Here is a 16,454-nt window from a genome sequence, read left to right as displayed (position 1 = left end):
ACCATGCCGACGCCCATTCTCGATTTCGACGCCCTCGCGAAGGCCATCTCAGTCCGCACGGTGCTGTGCATCGGCGACATCATGCTGGACGAGTTCGTCTATGGCGAGGTGTCGCGGATCTCGCCGGAAGCGCCGACGCCCGTCATCCTGGCCCAGCGCAGCGAGATCCATATCGGCGGCGCCGGCAATGTCGCGCGCAACGTCGCCTCGCTGGGTGCACGCTGTATCTTCGTCGGCCTCGTCGGCGAGGACGATGCCGGTGCACGGCTCGAGGCGGCGCTGGATGAGCTTACCGGCGTCGAGAACGTGCTGGTGCGCGACCCCACGCGGCCGACCACGCGAAAAGTCCGCTTCGTCTCCGAACATTTTTCCACGCATATGCTGCGCGCGGATTGGGAGCAGGCGGCGCCTCCGTCCGATGACATCGAGACGAAGCTGATCGAGGCGATCCTGCCGCAGATCGCGCGCGCCGACATCGTGCTGCTCTCGGACTACGCCAAGGGCGTGCTGACGGCGCGCGTCATCCGCCACACCATCGACGCCGCGCGTAAGCTCGGCAAGCCCGTAATCGTGGATCCCAAGAGCCTGAACTGGGCGATCTATCGTGGCGCCACGCTGCTCACGCCCAACCGCAAGGAATTCTCGGAAGCAACGCGCAGCCGCGCCGACACGCCACAGAGCATCGTCGATGCCAGTGAGGACGTGATGCGGCTCGCCGATTGCGAGGCGATCCTGGTCACCCAAGGCGAGCACGGCATGACGCTGGTGCCGCGCAATGGCGCAGCGGTTCACGTTCCGGCTTTCCCGGTCAAGGTGCGCGACGTCTCCGGCGCTGGTGACACCGTCGCTGCCGCGCTCGCGGTCGCGCTTGCGACCGGCGCGGATTGGGATACGGCATTGCGCATGGCCAATGCCGCTGCAGCCGTTGCCGTCGGCAAGCAGGGCACCGCAAGCGTGAGTGCGGCCGAGTTGCGCCGAAAGATCCTGCCGCATGCCACGCTGGCGGCCGAAGAGAAGATCGTGCTCGAGCCGGCTGCCCTTGATGCGCACCTCGCCGAATGGCAAAAGCAAGGGCAGCGCGTCGGCTTCACCAATGGCTGCTTCGACATCCTGCATCCCGGCCACGTCAAGGTGCTGACTGCGGCGCGCGCCGCTTGCGACCGCTTGATCGTCGGGCTCAACAGCGACGCTTCGGTACGGCGGCTCAAGGGCGCCGAGCGGCCGGTCCAGGACGAGCGCGCGCGTGCCGAGGTGCTCGCCGCGCTGGAGGCTGTCGATCTCGTCGTCATCTTCGAGGAGGACACGCCGATCGATCTGATCACGCGGATCAAGCCCGGGGTGCTGGTGAAGGGGGGCGATTACACCCGGGGGCAGGTGGTCGGCCACGAGGTCGTCGAGCAAGCGGGTGGAACGGTCGTGCTCGTCGACATCCTCCAGGGCTTCAGCACGACGGCGCTGGTCCATCGCGCCCGGGGAGGGGGCAAGTGACGGCACTGGCACGCGAGACGACCGGCGAGATGATGCTTCGCCGCCTGCGCAGCCCGGCGGCCTGGCGCGAGACCGTCGATATATTTGCGATCCTGACCGCGGCCTCGCTGCCCTGGTCGACCTCGCTGGCGGGCATCTTCAACGTGCTGATGCTGCTCTGCATGGTGCCGTTCCTCGACGTCCGCGCGTTCCTGCAATCCCTGAAGCGTCCGATCTGTCTTGCTCCGATTGCGCTGGTGCTGCTCGCGCTGGTGGGGACGCTGTGGTCGGACGCGGCCTGGGGCGCGCGCTTCCATGCGGTCAATCCGACCATGAAGCTGCTGGTGCTGCCGGTGCTGCTCTATCATTTCGAGCGTTCGCCGCGCGGCCGCTGGATATTCGTCGCCTTCCTGGTGTCCTGCGCTCTGTTGTCGGTGATGTCCTGGTTGGTCGCCTTCTATCCGAACCTCGCGCTCAAGACCGATCCGGCCGAGCGCGGCATCTTCGTCAAGAATTACATCGACCAGAGCCAGGAATTCGCGCTGTGCGCGGTCGCGCTCGCCTATCCGATCGTGATGCTGCTGCGTGAGAAGCGATACTGGCTGGCCGGGCTGCTGACGGCACTGGCACTGGGATTCTTCATCAACATGACCTTCGTGGTGGTGTCACGTACCGCGCTCGTCACCATCCCGATCATGTTCGGCGTGTTCGCGCTGCTGCATCTCAAAGGGCGCAGCATCGCACTCATCTCCGCCGGTTTGCTCGCCGTTGCCGTCCTCGCCTGGCAGGCCTCGCCGTATTTGCGCCATACGGCCGACAGGTTTTCCGACGACTACACGCGCTATGTCGAAAAGGGCGAGCCGACCTCGCTCGGCCTGCGGCTCGAATTCTGGCGGAAGTCGCTCGGCTTCTTCGCGGAGGCGCCGATCAAGGGACACGGCACCGGCTCGACGCGCGGATTGTTCGAACGGGTCGCGACGCCCGGCGGTCTGTACCAGGCCTCAGCCGAGGTGATCGGCAACCCGCATAACCAGACGCTCAACGTTGCCGTGCAATGGGGCTTGATCGGCATCGCCGTTCTCTACGCGATCTGGATCCTGCACCTGCGGTTGTTTCGCGGCGACGGGCTCGCGAACTGGATCGGGCTCCTGGTGGTGGTGCAGAACGTCTTCACCTCGCTGTTCAACTCCCATCTGTTCGACTTCCACGAGGGCTGGATGTACGTCATCGGGGTCGGCGTTGCCGGCGGCATGGTGCTCCGGGCACAACAGCCCCAGGCGAAGATGGGGGAAGCCGGTTCCTGAGCGGCCGCGCGGCTGGCAAGTCCTGTCCAGATGGGCTATCAGCGCGGTCAGGTTGCACCTAACTGGGTTTTCATCGGTCGGCGGATGACGCGTCTTTCGCATCTCACCTTGCGCAATTTCCTGATCGCGCTCCACGACCTGCTGGCGACCGCGGCGGCGCTTTTTGCCGCCTTCTATCTGCGATTCGAGGGTGGCGATGGCTTCTACGACCGGCTGCCGCTGCTGTTCCAGATCCTGCCCTACTTCCTCGCCTTCAGCGTGGTCGTGTTCTTCATCTTCAACCTGACCACGACGAAATGGCGCTTCATCTCGCTGCCTGACGCGCTGAACATCATCCGCGTCGCGACCGTGCTGACGGTCGCCCTGCTCATACTCGACTACATCTTCGTCGCCCCCAACGTCCGCGGCGCCTTCTTCCTCGGCAAGGTGACGATCGTCCTCTATTGGTTCCTCGAGATCTCCTTCCTCAGCGCGTTGCGCATGACCTACCGCTACTTCCGCTACACGCGGGTGCGGCGTCACGCCAGGGGCGAGGAGGCCGCGCCGACGCTGCTGATCGGTCGCGCCGCGGATGCGGAGGTGCTCCTGCGCGGCATCGAGAGCGGCGCGATCAAGCGCATCTGGCCGGTCGGCGTGCTGTCGCCGTCGATCTCGGATCGAGGTCAGTTCATCCGCAACGTGCCGGTGCTCGGCGGCTTCGACGACGTCGAGGACGTCGTCGCCGACTTCGCCAAGCGCAACAAGCCGATCGCGCGCCTCGTCATGACGCCGTCGGCATTCGAGCCGGAAGCGCGTCCGGAATCGATCCTGATGCGGGCGCGCAAGCTGGGTGTGATCGTCAACCGGATGCCCTCGCTCGAGAGCGGCGATGCGCCGCGGCTCACCGCCGTCGCGGTCGAGGACCTCCTGCTGCGGCCGAGCGAGACGATCGACTATGCGCGCCTGGAAGCGCTGATCAACGGCAAGGCGGTGATCGTCACCGGCGGCGGCGGCTCGATCGGGTCAGAGATCTGCGAGCGCGTCGTCGCCTTCGGCGCCGCGCGGCTCCTGATCGTGGAAAACTCCGAGCCCGCGCTCTATGCCATCACGGAGGCGCTTGCCGCGCGAGGCGCCGCCGCCGAGGTCGAGGGGCGGATCGCCGACATCCGCGACCGTGAGCGCATCATGCGCCTGATGGCCGGGTTCAAGCCGGACATCGTGTTCCACGCCGCTGCGCTCAAGCACGTGCCGATCCTCGAGCGTGACTGGAGCGAGGGCGTCAAGACCAACATTTTCGGCTCGATCAACGTCGCGGATGCCGCCGTTGCCGCCGGCGCCGAAGCCATGGTGATGATTTCGACCGACAAGGCGATCGAGCCGGTGTCGATGCTCGGCCTGACCAAGCGCTTCGCGGAGATGTACTGCCAGGCGCTGGATCACGACCTTGCGGCAGATAGCGGCGGCGCCAGGTCTCCGATGCGGCTGATCTCGGTCCGGTTCGGCAACGTGCTGGCCTCGAACGGCTCGGTGGTTCCGAAATTCAAGGCCCAGATCGAGGCCGGCGGCCCGGTGACGGTGACGCATCCCGACATGGTCCGCTACTTCATGACCATCCGCGAAGCCTGCGATCTCGTCATCACCGCGGCCACGCATGCGCTCGGAACGCACCGTCCCGACGTCTCGGTCTACGTGCTCAACATGGGCCAGCCGGTGAAGATCGTCGATCTCGCCGAGCGCATGATCCGCCTTTCCGGACTGCAGCCCGGCTACGACATCGAGATCGTGTTCACCGGCATGCGGCCGGGCGAGCGCCTGCACGAGATCCTGTTCGCCACCGAGGAGCCGACCCGCGAGATCGGCGTTGCCGGCATCATGGCCGCGCAGCCGAACGAGCCGCCGATGCAGACGCTGCGCAAATGGATCGTGGCGCTGGAGCAGGCGATCGCGCGCGACGATCGCGCCACCATCAGGACCATCCTGAAGGATGCGGTGCCCGAATTCGGGTCGACCGCGGCCTGACCATGCAGCCTCGAGGCAAGATCGTCGTCGCGAGCCAGCATTATCCGCCGGATACGAGCACGACGGCCGCGATCATGGCCGAGATCGCATGCCGTCTCGCCATCGAGCACGAGGTCGTCGTGCTCTCGGGCTGGCCGAGCGCATCGCCGGCCTCGCAGACCGGACCGGGCAAGCCGCGCGTGATCGCAATCAAGAACCGTATGGCGGGCAAGGCGGCGCTGGTGCGGCGCGGGCTGTCGGAACTGCTGTTCGCGGCGCGCACGTTCGTCGCGTTGATGCGGGAGCTGAGGCGAGGTGACGTCGTGCTCACGGTCACCGCCCCGTTCATGCTGCCTTACGCGGTGGCGGCGGCAGCCAGGTTCAAGGGCGCGCGCTCGGCGCTGATCATGCACGATCTGTTTCCCGACGTGCTGGTGATGGCGGGCCTGCTGAAGCCGGGCTCGCTCGTGACGCGAACGATGCGCGCTGTCAACAGCCTGATGTTCCGCGCGCTCAATGCCGTCATCACCATCGGCCGCGATGCGGAGCGGCCGTTGCTGAGCTATGCCGGAATGACGCGGAACAAGATCCGCTTCATCCCGAACTGGGCGACGCTCGTGCCCGCGCCGCGGCCGGTCAATTCGGACAACCCGTTCCGCAAAGGATTTTCCGCGCGCTTCATCGTCGGCCTGTCGGGCAATCTCGGTTTCACCCATGATCCGGAGATCGTGTTCGAGGCGGCGCGGCTTCTAAAGGACGAGGCCGACATTCACTTCCTGCTGTCCGGCTGGGGCATCGGATTCGAGCGGTTGAAGCAGTTGCAGGCCGAAGCAAACCTCTCCAATGTCTCCTTTGTGGCGCGCGTCGCGGATACCGAGCTCGAGGCGTTCCTGGCGGCGGCCAATCTCTGGATCATTCCGTACCGGAAGGACGTGGCGGGGGTGTCGGTGCCGAGCCGGTTCTACAATCTGCTGGCGGTCGGCCGTCCCGTGCTGCTGGTCTCCGAGCCGGAGGCCGAGGCGGCCTTGACGGTGGTGGAGAACGGGCTTGGCTGGGTCGTGACGCCGGGCCGCGCCGATCAGCTCGCCGCGGCGATCCGCACGGCGTCCCGTTCCGACGACGATGCGATTGCGGCGCGCGCGGTGAAGACGGCGGCGCGATTCGACCGGACGACGGCGATGAACGCCTATGCCGGCGTGATCGACGAATTGCTGCGCACCCCGCACCTTTCGGAGCAACGATGAGCGAGAAGAAGCCGGTCGTGCTGGTGACGGGGGCGAGTGGTTTCGTCGGCCGTCACGTCGCCCCTGCGCTGGCGCGCGAGGGATGGTCGGTCCGCCGCGCGGTCCGCAGCCCGCAAGGTGTCGACGACGAGGTCGTGATCGAGACGATCGGTCCGGAGACCGATTGGCAGGCCGCGCTGGAAGGCGTCGACGTCGTCGTCCATCTCGCCGCGCGCGTGCATCACAAGAACGAGGAGCACGCGGTCCAGCTCTACCGCAACGTCAATATCGCCGGCACGCTGCATCTGGCGCGCTGCGCGGCGACGGCCGGCGTGCGCCAGTTCATCTTCGTAAGCACCGTTCTCGTGCACGGCCGCAGCAATGAGGGCCGCCCGCCGTTCAGCGAGGACGACATCCTGACGCCGCGCGGCCTCTACGGCATGTCCAAGGCTGCGGCCGAGGCGGGCTTGAGGACGCTGGCGCGCGACAACGACATGAATATCTCGGTGATCCGGCCGCCGCTGGTCTATGGCGCGGGCGCCAAGGGCAATTTCGCGCTGCTGACGCGCGCGGTCCATCTCGGGGTGCCGCTGCCCTTTGCCGCGATCCGCAACCAGCGCGCCTTCCTTGCCGTGCAGAACCTGTCGTCGTTCATCCTGCACCGGCTCGGCCATCCCGATCCCGTCAGCAATTTCGAGATCTTCCTCGTCGCCGACAGGGAGCAGGTCTCGACGCCCGAATTCATCACGCGGCTGGCCGAAGCGTCCGGCAAGGGGCGGCGGCTGTTCGGCGTGCCGTCGGGCGTGCTCAGCACGCTGCTCAGCGTGATGGGCCGGCAGGATACGCATGACAGCCTGATCGGCTCGCTCGAGCTCAACATCTCCAAGGCGCTCGCGACCGGCTGGCAGCCGGAGGTCTCCCTCGACGAGGGGCTGCGGCTGGCGCTGGCGGCTCAGGACGCCTGAGGGCGCGCGAACCGCCGCAGCACGAAGGCGACTGCGGCCGCGCCTGCGAACAGGGAGACGATCGTGACCGGCATCGAGCCGGCGCGAACACTGACGACGGCAAGCAAGGCCAACACGAGATTGAGCGCGAACACCTCGGCGGTCACCTGCTTGACCGTGAAGCCGTTGTCGGTGGCGCGCTGATAGAAGTGCGTGCGGTGCGCCGACCAGAATGGTTCGCGCCGCGCGATGCGCCGAAACAGCGTGATGGTGGAATCCGAAAGATAATAAGCCGGCAGCAGCAGCGCCGCGGCGGGCTGTCCGTGCCAGGCGAGCTCCAGCAGGCACCAGCCGAGCAAAAGGCCGATCGGCAGGCTGCCGACATCGCCCAGGAACACTTTTGCGACAGGCTTGTTGAACGGCACAAAGCCGAGCATGGCCCCGCACAGCGCGGTGGCGAGCAGCGCCGCTGACGGCGAGAGGTCGCCATACCATCCGAACAGTCCGAGCGCGGCCGTGACAGGCACCACCTCCGCCACGGTCATGAGGTCGAGCCCGTCCATGAAATTGACGAGGTTCACGAACCAGATTCCGGCGAGCAGGATGAGGCCGCGCTCCAGCGCGAGAGGCACGGCCGGCACGATGCGCAGCGTCTCCGGTGTCGTGAAGACGACGGCGGCCACGGCTCCCGCCTGCAGCACGAGGCGGAGCAGCACGGGCAGGGGCCTGATGTCATCGACGAGCCCGACCGTCGCGATCAGGACGGCGGAGACGATCAGGGGCAGGGGAATCGCGCCGTACGCCCAGCACGCAGCCACCAGCAGCGTGGCCGCGACGACCGCGATGCCCGCACCCTGCGGGGTCGGTATCCTGTGTGACGAGCGTGCGTTCGGACGCGCCAACGCGTAACGCTGCAGCAGCGGCATGCTCTGCCAGGTGATGCAGGCCGAGATCAGTGCGGCCAGCACGGCCGGCGCAAGCGCAAACAGCACCAGTCCGGCCGCAAGGTCCGGACCCGCGACGAGGGTCGTCACTCCGGCACTCCGATCGGCGCCGACCCCTGCGCGGCTTTCTCCGCGCTGAGGATCCAGACCAGGCCGCCGAACGCGCCGACGATGAAGGACACGGCGCCGAACAGCAGCGAGACGTTGACGCCCTCGTTGGCCGCAAGTCCGGCGAAGCCGAACGCGAGGCCCATCGTGGCTTCACGCACGCCCCAGCCGGCGATCGAGATCGGCATCATCGTGATCAGCATCACGGGCGGCACCAGCAGGAAGACGTCGCTGAAGCGGACCGGGGCCGCGATCGACTGTACGACGCACCAGGCGATGACGACGGCGAGCACGTGAACGAGCACCGACAGGACCGCGATGATCGGTCCGCGGCTGCGGCTGAAGATCACGCGGTTCGCGATCACGGCACAGGCGTGAATGTGATGCGTGGCCCACCAAGTCTTCAGCCAGCGCCATTTCAGCGCGCCGAAAACCAGGAAGCCGAGGCCGCCGGCGAGCGCCAGGAGATCGATGAGCAGCAGCGCCGAGCGCCCGTGCGGATCGGTGATGAGAGTGTAGCTCCAGGGCAGGCTCGCGACGATGAGAATCGCGAGCGCGATCAAGCCGATCGCGCGGTCGACGAAGATCGAGTAGGTCGCCGCACGCCAGCCGGCGCCGGCGCGCGCGACCAGCCACAGCCGGACCGCGTCGCCGCCGATCGCCGACGGCAGGGTCTGGTTGAAGAAAGAGCCGATCACGTTGTAGCGCATGGCGCGGCCGAGCTCGAGCGGCGCGCCGCAGACGGCGCTGATCTCGCGCCAGCGCAGCACGCCGACGAAGATCTGCAGGAAAGTGATGGCGATCGCGGCGCCGATCCAGAACAGGCTGGTCACGGTGAAGCGCGAAAACAATTCGGACAGATCGACCTTGCGCAGCGCCAGATAGAGCAGCGCCACGGAAATCAGGATTTTGGCCGTCGACAGCAGGATTCGGCGCATCTCGCCCGCATGAACTGGGTTTGCGATGATTTGAGGCAACCCGACGCGAGCGCCGAATTCGGCCGCTTTGGTATGGTTTTGGCGCCGATCTTGCAATAGCCGTCGTGAGAGGTCCTCGTGAGCCCTCGTGGGGGGCGTTATGGAGCGCTCAGGCCGCGGGCCCTATTGCGACCCCCTCGAACGGACGGCTAAACAGGATCGGGCGAGGGGATCTCCGGGGAACAGGATGACGGATCAGGCGATTTTGGTCACCGGGGCCGCCGGCTTCATCGGCTTTCACGTCGCCCGGCAGCTCCTGGGCGAAGGCCGGTCCGTCGTCGGGCTCGACAATCTCAACGCCTATTACGATCCGGCGCTGAAGCGGGCGCGCCTGGCGCTGTTGCAGGGCGACCCTCGTTTCTCCTTCGTCGAGGCCGATCTTGCCGACCGCGAGACGATGGCGGCGCTGTTTGCGCGGCATCGTTTCACCGAGGTCGTGCATCTGGCGGCGCAGGCCGGCGTTCGCTACTCGATCGAGCAGCCGCACGCCTATGTCGATTCCAATCTGGTGGGCTTTCTCAACGTGCTCGAGGGCTGCCGCAACAGCGGCTGTCGTCATCTCGTTTACGCCTCGTCATCCTCCGTTTACGGCGCCAACACAAAAATGCCATTTGCGGTTGCGGACCGCACCGATCATCCCGTGAGCTTCTACGCCGCGACCAAGAAGGCGAACGAGGTGATGGCGCAGTCCTACAGCCATCTCTATCGCCTGCCGGTCACGGGCCTGCGCTTCTTTACCATTTACGGGCCATGGGGACGGCCCGACATGGCCATGTTTCTGTTCGTAAACGCCATCATGGCGGGCAAGCCGATCCGGCTGTTTAACCATGGGCGAATGCGCCGCGACTTCACCTATGTCGATGATGTCACGCGTGTAGTATCCAAGCTGATCGATCTTGTGCCTGCGGACGATCCGGCTGCCGCAAATGCGCCGTTTAAGCTCTACAATGTCGGCAATCACCATCCGGAGGAACTGATGCACGTCGTCGGTCTTCTGGAGCGGGAGCTGGGCCGGACGGCGATCAAAGAATTGCTGCCGATGCAGCCGGGAGATGTGCTGGAAACGTTCGCGGATGTCGAGGACCTGATGCGCGACACCGGCTTTGCACCGTCAACGCCGATCGAGCATGGGGTCCACAATTTTGTCACCTGGTATCGGGACTACTTCAAGGTTTGAGATGACGATGGACAAACGCATTATCCCCCTGATCATGTGCGGCGGCGCCGGCACGCGGCTGTGGCCGGCTTCGCGCGAGGTGCGGCCAAAACAGTTCCTGCCACTGTTCGGCACGCGCTCGACCTTCCAGGACACGCTGCTGCGCGTCTCTGATCCCCAGTTGTTCGACCGGCCCATCGTCATCACCAACGCGTCCTATCGCTTCATGGTGCTGGAGCAGCTCGCCGAGATCGGCATCGAGGCCGACGTGATCCTGGAGCCGATGCGGCGCGATTCCGGACCGGCGATTGCGGCCGGTGCGGTGTTCGCGCAGAACCGCGCCAGCGACGCCATCGTGCTTGCGCTCGCCGCCGATCACGTCGTGCAGGACAATGCCGCCTTTGTCGCCGCGTGCCGCGAAGGCCTCGTTGCTGCGAATGCGGGGCGCATCGTCACCTTCGGCGTCAAGCCGGAACGGCCGGCGACCGAATACGGCTATATCAACCCGGGTGAGGTGATCTCCGGCGAGGTGCACGCGGTCGCGCGCTTCGTCGAGAAGCCGGACGCGGTGAAGGCGGCCGACTACGTCAATTCGGGCTATCTCTGGAACAGCGGCAACTTCATGTTCCCGGCGAGCGTGCTGCTCGACGAATATCGCAAGGTCGATGCCGCGAGCGTCGAGACTATCACCAGCGCGGTCAACAATGCCGGTCGCGATCTCGGCTTCCTCACGCTGGAGCCCGAGGCATTCGGCGCCGCGAAGGCGATCTCGATCGACTATGCGGTGATGGAGAAGACCTCGCGCGCCGCGGTCGTACCGGTGTCGTGCGGCTGGTCCGACGTCGGCTCCTGGCACGCGGTGTGGGAATTGTCGGACAAGGACGCGCAGGGCAACGCGTCGCACGGCAGCGCCGTGTTCGAGGATTCCCGCAATTGCAACGTCACTACCGATTCCGCGCTGGTCGCGCTCGAAGGCGTCGATGATCTCGTCGTGGTCGCAACCGCGGATGCGGTGTTGGTCTCGCGCCAGAAGGATGCCAACGGCCTGAAGCGTCTCGTGACGAAGCTGAAGGCGGTCGCGCCGAAGGTCACCGAGGAGCATCTGAAGGTGCACCGCCCCTGGGGCAGCTACCAGTCGGTCGACAATGGCGAGCGCCATCAGGTCAAGCGCATCGTGGTGAAGCCGGGCGGGCGGCTGTCGCTGCAGAAGCACCATCATCGCGCCGAGCACTGGATCGTCGTCCGCGGCACGGCTCGCGTCACCGTCAACGAGACGGTGAAGGCCGTGCACGAGAACGAGTCGATCTACATCCCGATGGGCGCCGTCCATCGGATGGAGAACCCCGGTAAAATCATGCTGGAACTGATCGAGGTCCAGACTGGAAGCTATCTCGGGGAAGACGACATCATCCGGATTGAAGACGACTATCAAAGGTCGTAACCAGCAAACTCCGAATCACGCGACCCGGGCCGAACAGGCGGTTTTTTTCGGCTTAAGGCCCGGGGAACGTGTAACTTTTTGAATCAAATCGTGTCCGGGCCGCCAAGGCGGCATTCGCCACAAATGTGGCGCCCGTGCTAGAAGCGCGCCGGGGATTTGCGTTGAATCGGGGTTTGCTCAGATGAGTTCCAAAGGGTCTGCACCGGCAAAGGCCGGCTTGCGCGTCGGCGTCATTGGCGCCGGTGTAATGGGGAGCAACCACGCGCGCGTGCTTGCGGGTCTCCCCGGCGTCAGCCTCGTCGGCGTCGTCGATCCTTCGCCGGCACATCGCACGCGCGCGACGGAACTGGCCAATTGCGCAAGCTTCGAGACCCTCGACCAGTTGCTCGCCGAAGGCGTCGACGCCGTCACCATCGCAGCTCCGACCCATCTCCATCACGAAGTCGCGCTCGCCTGCATCGCCAAGAACATCCATGTTCTGGTCGAGAAGCCGATCGCGTCCACCGTGGAGGAGGGCCGCGAGATCGTCGCTGCCGCGCACGAGGCCGGCGTCACGCTGATGGTCGGCCATGTCGAGCGCTTCAATCCGGCGGTCGTCGCCGTCAAGCAGGCGATCGCGGGTGAGGACATTCTCTCCATCGCGATCACGCGTGTCGGCCCGTTCCCGCCGCGCATGTCCAATGTCGGCGTCGTCATCGACCTCGCCGTGCACGACATCGACCTGATCCGCTGGTTCACCGAATCCGACATCGTCGAGGTGCAGCCGCAATTGTCGAGCGCGGTCGCCGAGCGCGAGGACATCGCGCTGTTGCAGTTCCGCACCGCCAACGGCGTGCTCGCGCACATCAACACCAACTGGCTGACGCCGTTCAAGGCGCGCAGCGTCACGGTCGCGACCCGCGGCAAATACGTGATGGGCGATCTCTTGACGCGCCAGGTCACCGAATGCTTCGGCTTCAAGCCTGACGGCAGCTATTCGATGCGGCATCTGCCGGTCGGCCATGACGAGCCGCTCCGCGCCGAGCTGATCGCGTTCCTCAAGGCGGTGCGCAACGGCGAAACGCCGGCAGTCACGGGCGACGAAGGCGTTGCCAGCCTCGAGATCGCGACGCAGTGCCTGGAGACGCCGTCACGGCCCGCGGCCAAATCGCCCGCCCTCAAGGGCCCGCGCCGCGTCGCCGGCTGATCCCTTCCATGTCGACCGTTCAAAACCAGCAAGGCGCCAAGAACCAGACTATGAACCAGCATCTGCGTTCCGAACCCATTCCCTTCATCGACGTCGCCTCGCAGCGCCGCCGGCTCGGCGCTTCGCTGGATGCCGCGGTCAAGCGCGTGATGGACCATTGCCAGTTCGTCAATGGTCCTGAAGTCGCCGAGCTCGAGAAGCAGCTCGCGGCCTATAGCGGTGCCAAGCACGTGATCGGCTGCGCCAGCGGCACCGATGCGATCCTGATGGTGATGATGGCGAAGAACGTCGGGCCCGGCGATGCCGTGCTGTGTCCGTCCTTCACCTTCATCGCGACGGCCTCGCCGGTGGCGCGGACCGGCGCGACGCCGGTTTACGTGGACGTCGACGAGACCACCTTCAACATGAGTCCGGAGTCGCTCAAGCGCGGCATCGCGACTGCGCGCAAGGCCGGCCTCAAGCCGGTCGCGGTCATTCCGGTCGATCTGTTCGGCCAGCCCGCCGATCACGATGCGATCGCGGAGATCGCCAGGGCCGAGGGCCTGTTCGTGCTCGATGACGCTGCGCAGGGCTTTGGCGCGAGCTACAAGGGCCGCAAGCTCGGCACCTTCGGGCTCGCCACCGCGACCAGCTTCTTCCCGGCCAAGCCGCTTGGCTGCTTCGGCGACGGCGGCGCGATCTTCACCGATGACGACGAACTCGCGGCGACACTGCGCAGCATCCGCGTGCACGGGCAGGGCGTCGACAAATACGACAACGTCCGCCTCGGCCTCACCGGCCGGCTCGACACCATGCAGGCCGCGATCCTGCTCGAGAAGCTGAAAATCTTCGACGACGAGATCGCCGCCCGCAACAAGGTTGCGGAACGCTATGCCCGCGGCCTGTCCAATGTCGTCACCGTGCCGCGCCTGGCGCCCGGCAATACCTCGGTCTGGGCGCAATACACCATCCGTCTGCCTGAGGGCACCGACCGCGACGGCTTCGCTGCCGCGCTGAAAGCTCAGGGCGTGCCGACCGCGATCTATTACGGCAAGTCGATGCATCAGCAGACCGCCTACAAGCAATATCCGGTCGCCGAGGGCGGCCTGCCGGGTTGCGAGAGCCTGTCGCGGGACGTCATCAGCCTGCCGATGCACGCCTATCTGACCGAAGCCGATCAGGAGCGAATCATCGCCGCCGTGCAAGGTGCGCTGGCGGGGTGATATCATCGTTCTTGCTGCGCTAGTCGTCATGCCCGGGCTTGTCCCGGGCATCCACGTTCTTTGAGTGTGCGGCCAGGCGTGGATGGCCGGGACAAGCCCGGCCATGACGCTGTGGAGACTGCCGGCGCTCCTGGCGCGCACCTCCGCCGCCGCTTTCACCTAGACCTAATCGCGCCATGCTCTAAAACAGACGCATGCTCGGACGCATCTTCACGGTCGGTGGTTACACGCTGCTCTCGCGGCTGACGGGGTTTGCCCGCGACATCATGCTCGCTGCGATCCTCGGCGCCGGCCCCGTGGCCGACGCCTTCTTCGTGGCGCTGCGGCTGCCCAATCATTTCCGCGCGATCTTCGCCGAGGGCGCCTTCAACGCCGCCTGGGTGCCGGCCTATGCCCACGTCCATGGCGAAAAGGGGGAGGCGGCGGCACATCTGTTCGCCGACCGCATCTTCACGCTGCTGCTGGCCTCGCAGGTGGTGCTGCTGATCGTCGCCTGGCTGTTCATGCCGCAGGCCATGAGCATTCTGGCCCCCGGCTTCGGTGACGAACCCGAGCAGCGCAAGCTCGCGATCGAGCTGACCCGGATCACCTTTCCCTATCTGCTCCTGATCACGCTGGTGACGCTCTATGGCGGCATGCTCAATGTGATGCAGCGCTTTGCCAGCGCCGCCGCCGCATCGATCTTCCTCAACGTCGCGATGATGATGACGCTGGCGGTTGCCGTCTGGTTTCCGACCGCGGGCCACGCCGCCGCCTGGGGCGTGCTGATCTCGGGCTTCCTGCAATATTTCCTGCTGGCCGGCGATCTCGCCCGCCATGGCGGCTTGCCGCGCTTTGCGCCCTTGAAGCTCGACGAAGACGTCCGCGGTTTCTTCAAGGCACTCGGCCCCGCGACGCTGGGTTCGATGGGCACGCAGGTCGCGCTGTTCGCCGACACCATCATTGCGACCTTCCTTCCCGCTGGCGCGCTCTCGGCGCTGTATTATGCCGACCGCCTCAACCAGCTCCCGATCGGCGTCATCGGCATCGCGATCGGCACGGTGCTGCTGCCGGAGATGTCGCGGCGGATCACCGCCAACGACCATGACGGCGCGATGAAGGCGCAGCGCCGCGCCTTCGATTTCACGCTGCTGTTCTCGATCCCGTTCGTAGCGGCTTTTCTCACCGTGCCCGACGAGATCATGCGCGCGCTGTTCGCCCGCGGCGCGTTCTCCAAGGCCGATGCCGCCGCCGCCGGCGCGACGCTCGCGGCCTATGCGATCGGCCTGATCCCCTTCGTGCTGATCCGCAGCGCGGTCGCGACCTTCTATGCCCGCAAGGATACGGCAACGCCGGTGCGGGCGTCGCTGACCGGCATCGCCGTCAACGTCGCGCTGAAGATCGCCCTGATGGGATCGCTCGCCCAGATCGGCCTCGCGCTCGCAACCGCCGTCGGCGTCTGGACCAATCTGCTGCTGGTGCTGTTCTTCGCGGTGCGCCGCGGCTTTCTCGTGCTGGACCGCGCCTGGCTGATGTCGCTCGCCAAATTCCTGCTGACCGGGATCATTCTGGCGGTGACGTTCTGGCTGATCGCGCGCTTCAGCGGCTCTTGGCTGGGCACGATGCATTTCCGGGACGAAGTGATGCTGGGGCTGCTGGCGCTTGGCGGCACCATCGTCTACGCGCTCGCGATCCTCGTGTTGTTTGGGCGAAAGTGGCTTGTCTCGCTGGTGCGTGGCTAACCGAGCGGGGGCGTTCGCCTCAAGGCTGCACCCGACATTCGCACATCTCTTGATTTTGCGCGATCGCCGTGTTACCGAGGCGGCATGATTAAATGCTCGCGCAAACTCAACCGCAACCACATGACCCGCTTCGGCTGGGCCGTGGGAGGAGTCGTGCGCTAGGATTTCGACGACATCTTTTCCACCAGGCCCCGCCGGCATCGGACGGGGCCTTTTGTTTGGCCACGCTCCCTGCCGGCTCAACAGCAGGAGCGTCCGATGCCACCCCAACAGACCGACATCACAGCTGCGATGGAGCGTGATGCCGCGAGACTTCGCGTCGACCTTTCCATCGTCCTGAGCCTGCTTAGGCGATACTGGCGTGCGTTTCAGGAGTGGTGCCCGCGCTCGCGGGTGACCTTGCAGGGTCTCAGCGACAGGGAGCTGATGGATATCGGCCTGACGCGCGGCGAGATCGACTGCATCGCGCCTGAACGTGCCATCGATAGGCTGCGAGATCGCACGCGGTATCTTTTGAACCGCGGTGGAATGTAGACGATCAACCGCGCGCGATGGAGATGCGCTTTGACGCAAGCGGCGTCGGCGAGGCCGCTTGTCTCAGGCTTGTCTTTGGGCCAGCCTGCTACTCGAGAAACGTCTGGGACTTCTCGTCGTGATTGGTGCTGTCGTTCTTCAATTCGCGTTCGGCTTCGTGCCAGAACTCGTCCTCGCGGCCCTCGGGGTGTCCGGCGGCCTCCCACAATTCATGTGCGCGAATACTGATCTGCTCTTGGTTCGGGCTCGGCATGGGTCCACTCGTTGGTT

The 16,454-nt window shown here is 65.8% G+C and carries 14 protein-coding genes; 11 read left to right on the top strand and 3 right to left on the bottom strand.

The window, feature by feature from the left end:
- Positions 1-3 precede the first annotated feature (3 nt).
- The 5 genes from rfaE1 (at position 4) to IVB24_RS28825 (ending at position 6,936) form a co-directional block, all read left to right on the top strand.
- Positions 4-1,488 carry a D-glycero-beta-D-manno-heptose-7-phosphate kinase gene (gene rfaE1, locus IVB24_RS28845; RefSeq protein ID WP_247769852.1) on the top strand — a complete coding sequence of 495 codons (1,485 nt, stop codon included), beginning with the start codon at positions 4-6 and terminating at the stop codon, positions 1,486-1,488.
- The gene (locus IVB24_RS28840) at positions 1,485-2,771 is read left to right on the top strand and encodes an O-antigen ligase family protein (RefSeq protein WP_247769850.1); all 1,287 of its coding nucleotides are present in this window, start codon (positions 1,485-1,487) and stop codon (positions 2,769-2,771) included. The genes rfaE1 and IVB24_RS28840 overlap by 4 nt, the downstream gene beginning before the upstream one ends.
- Before the next feature lie 84 nt (positions 2,772-2,855).
- On the top strand, positions 2,856-4,769 hold the full coding sequence (locus IVB24_RS28835) for an SDR family NAD(P)-dependent oxidoreductase (RefSeq protein WP_162308645.1): 1,914 nt from the start codon (positions 2,856-2,858) through the stop codon (positions 4,767-4,769).
- 2 nt (positions 4,770-4,771) lie between these two features.
- Positions 4,772-5,992: a glycosyltransferase family 4 protein gene (locus IVB24_RS28830; protein WP_247769848.1), complete on the top strand. Its 1,221-nt coding sequence runs from the start codon at positions 4,772-4,774 to the stop codon at positions 5,990-5,992.
- Positions 5,989-6,936 (top strand): NAD-dependent epimerase/dehydratase family protein, encoded by a 948-nt coding sequence (locus IVB24_RS28825; RefSeq protein ID WP_140480515.1) that lies wholly within the window; start codon positions 5,989-5,991, stop codon positions 6,934-6,936. Before IVB24_RS28830 ends, IVB24_RS28825 begins: the two co-directional genes overlap by 4 nt.
- Here IVB24_RS28825 and IVB24_RS28820 read toward each other — a convergent pair.
- Positions 6,924-7,910, bottom strand: coding sequence for a glycosyltransferase family 4 protein (locus IVB24_RS28820; protein ID WP_247774188.1), 987 nt, complete (start codon positions 7,908-7,910; stop codon positions 6,924-6,926). The genes IVB24_RS28825 and IVB24_RS28820 overlap by 13 nt on opposite strands.
- Before the next feature lie 35 nt (positions 7,911-7,945).
- On the bottom strand, positions 7,946-8,905 hold the full coding sequence (locus IVB24_RS28815; protein ID WP_247769846.1) for a lysylphosphatidylglycerol synthase transmembrane domain-containing protein: 960 nt from the start codon (positions 8,903-8,905) through the stop codon (positions 7,946-7,948).
- A 226-nt stretch (positions 8,906-9,131) separates the two neighbouring features.
- On the opposite strand from IVB24_RS28815, the gene IVB24_RS28810 reads away from it, so the two are divergent.
- The 6 genes from IVB24_RS28810 to IVB24_RS28785 all read left to right on the top strand — a co-directional run bounded on the left by IVB24_RS28810 (position 9,132) and on the right by IVB24_RS28785 (position 16,184).
- On the top strand, positions 9,132-10,121 hold the full coding sequence (locus tag IVB24_RS28810; RefSeq protein ID WP_094891568.1) for an NAD-dependent epimerase: 990 nt from the start codon (positions 9,132-9,134) through the stop codon (positions 10,119-10,121).
- A 7-nt stretch (positions 10,122-10,128) separates the two neighbouring features.
- Positions 10,129-11,541, top strand: coding sequence for a mannose-1-phosphate guanylyltransferase/mannose-6-phosphate isomerase (locus tag IVB24_RS28805; RefSeq protein ID WP_162406651.1), 1,413 nt, complete (start codon positions 10,129-10,131; stop codon positions 11,539-11,541).
- A gap of 181 nt (positions 11,542-11,722) precedes the next feature.
- Positions 11,723-12,727 (top strand): Gfo/Idh/MocA family oxidoreductase, encoded by a 1,005-nt coding sequence (locus IVB24_RS28800; protein WP_094972408.1) that lies wholly within the window; start codon positions 11,723-11,725, stop codon positions 12,725-12,727.
- Positions 12,728-12,777: 50 nt separating this feature from the next.
- A complete protein-coding gene (locus tag IVB24_RS28795; protein WP_247774187.1) occupies positions 12,778-13,929 on the top strand; it encodes a DegT/DnrJ/EryC1/StrS family aminotransferase in 1,152 nt (383 codons plus the stop codon).
- 194 nt (positions 13,930-14,123) lie between these two features.
- Positions 14,124-15,650, top strand: a complete 1,527-nt coding sequence (gene murJ / locus IVB24_RS28790; protein WP_247769844.1) for a murein biosynthesis integral membrane protein MurJ — start codon at positions 14,124-14,126, stop codon at positions 15,648-15,650.
- A 258-nt stretch (positions 15,651-15,908) separates the two neighbouring features.
- The gene (locus IVB24_RS28785; protein WP_247769842.1) at positions 15,909-16,184 is read left to right on the top strand and encodes a DUF1127 domain-containing protein; all 276 of its coding nucleotides are present in this window, start codon (positions 15,909-15,911) and stop codon (positions 16,182-16,184) included.
- An 88-nt stretch (positions 16,185-16,272) separates the two neighbouring features.
- On the opposite strand, the gene IVB24_RS28780 is transcribed toward IVB24_RS28785, so the two are convergent.
- Positions 16,273-16,437 (bottom strand): DUF2934 domain-containing protein, encoded by a 165-nt coding sequence (locus tag IVB24_RS28780; RefSeq protein ID WP_247769840.1) that lies wholly within the window; start codon positions 16,435-16,437, stop codon positions 16,273-16,275.
- Positions 16,438-16,454: the final 17 nt, after the last annotated feature.

Source organism: Bradyrhizobium sp. 192 (assembly GCF_023100965.1).
GTDB classification, from domain to species: domain Bacteria; phylum Pseudomonadota; class Alphaproteobacteria; order Rhizobiales; family Xanthobacteraceae; genus Bradyrhizobium; species Bradyrhizobium symbiodeficiens.
This window is presented reverse-complemented; position numbering and strand designations above follow the sequence as displayed.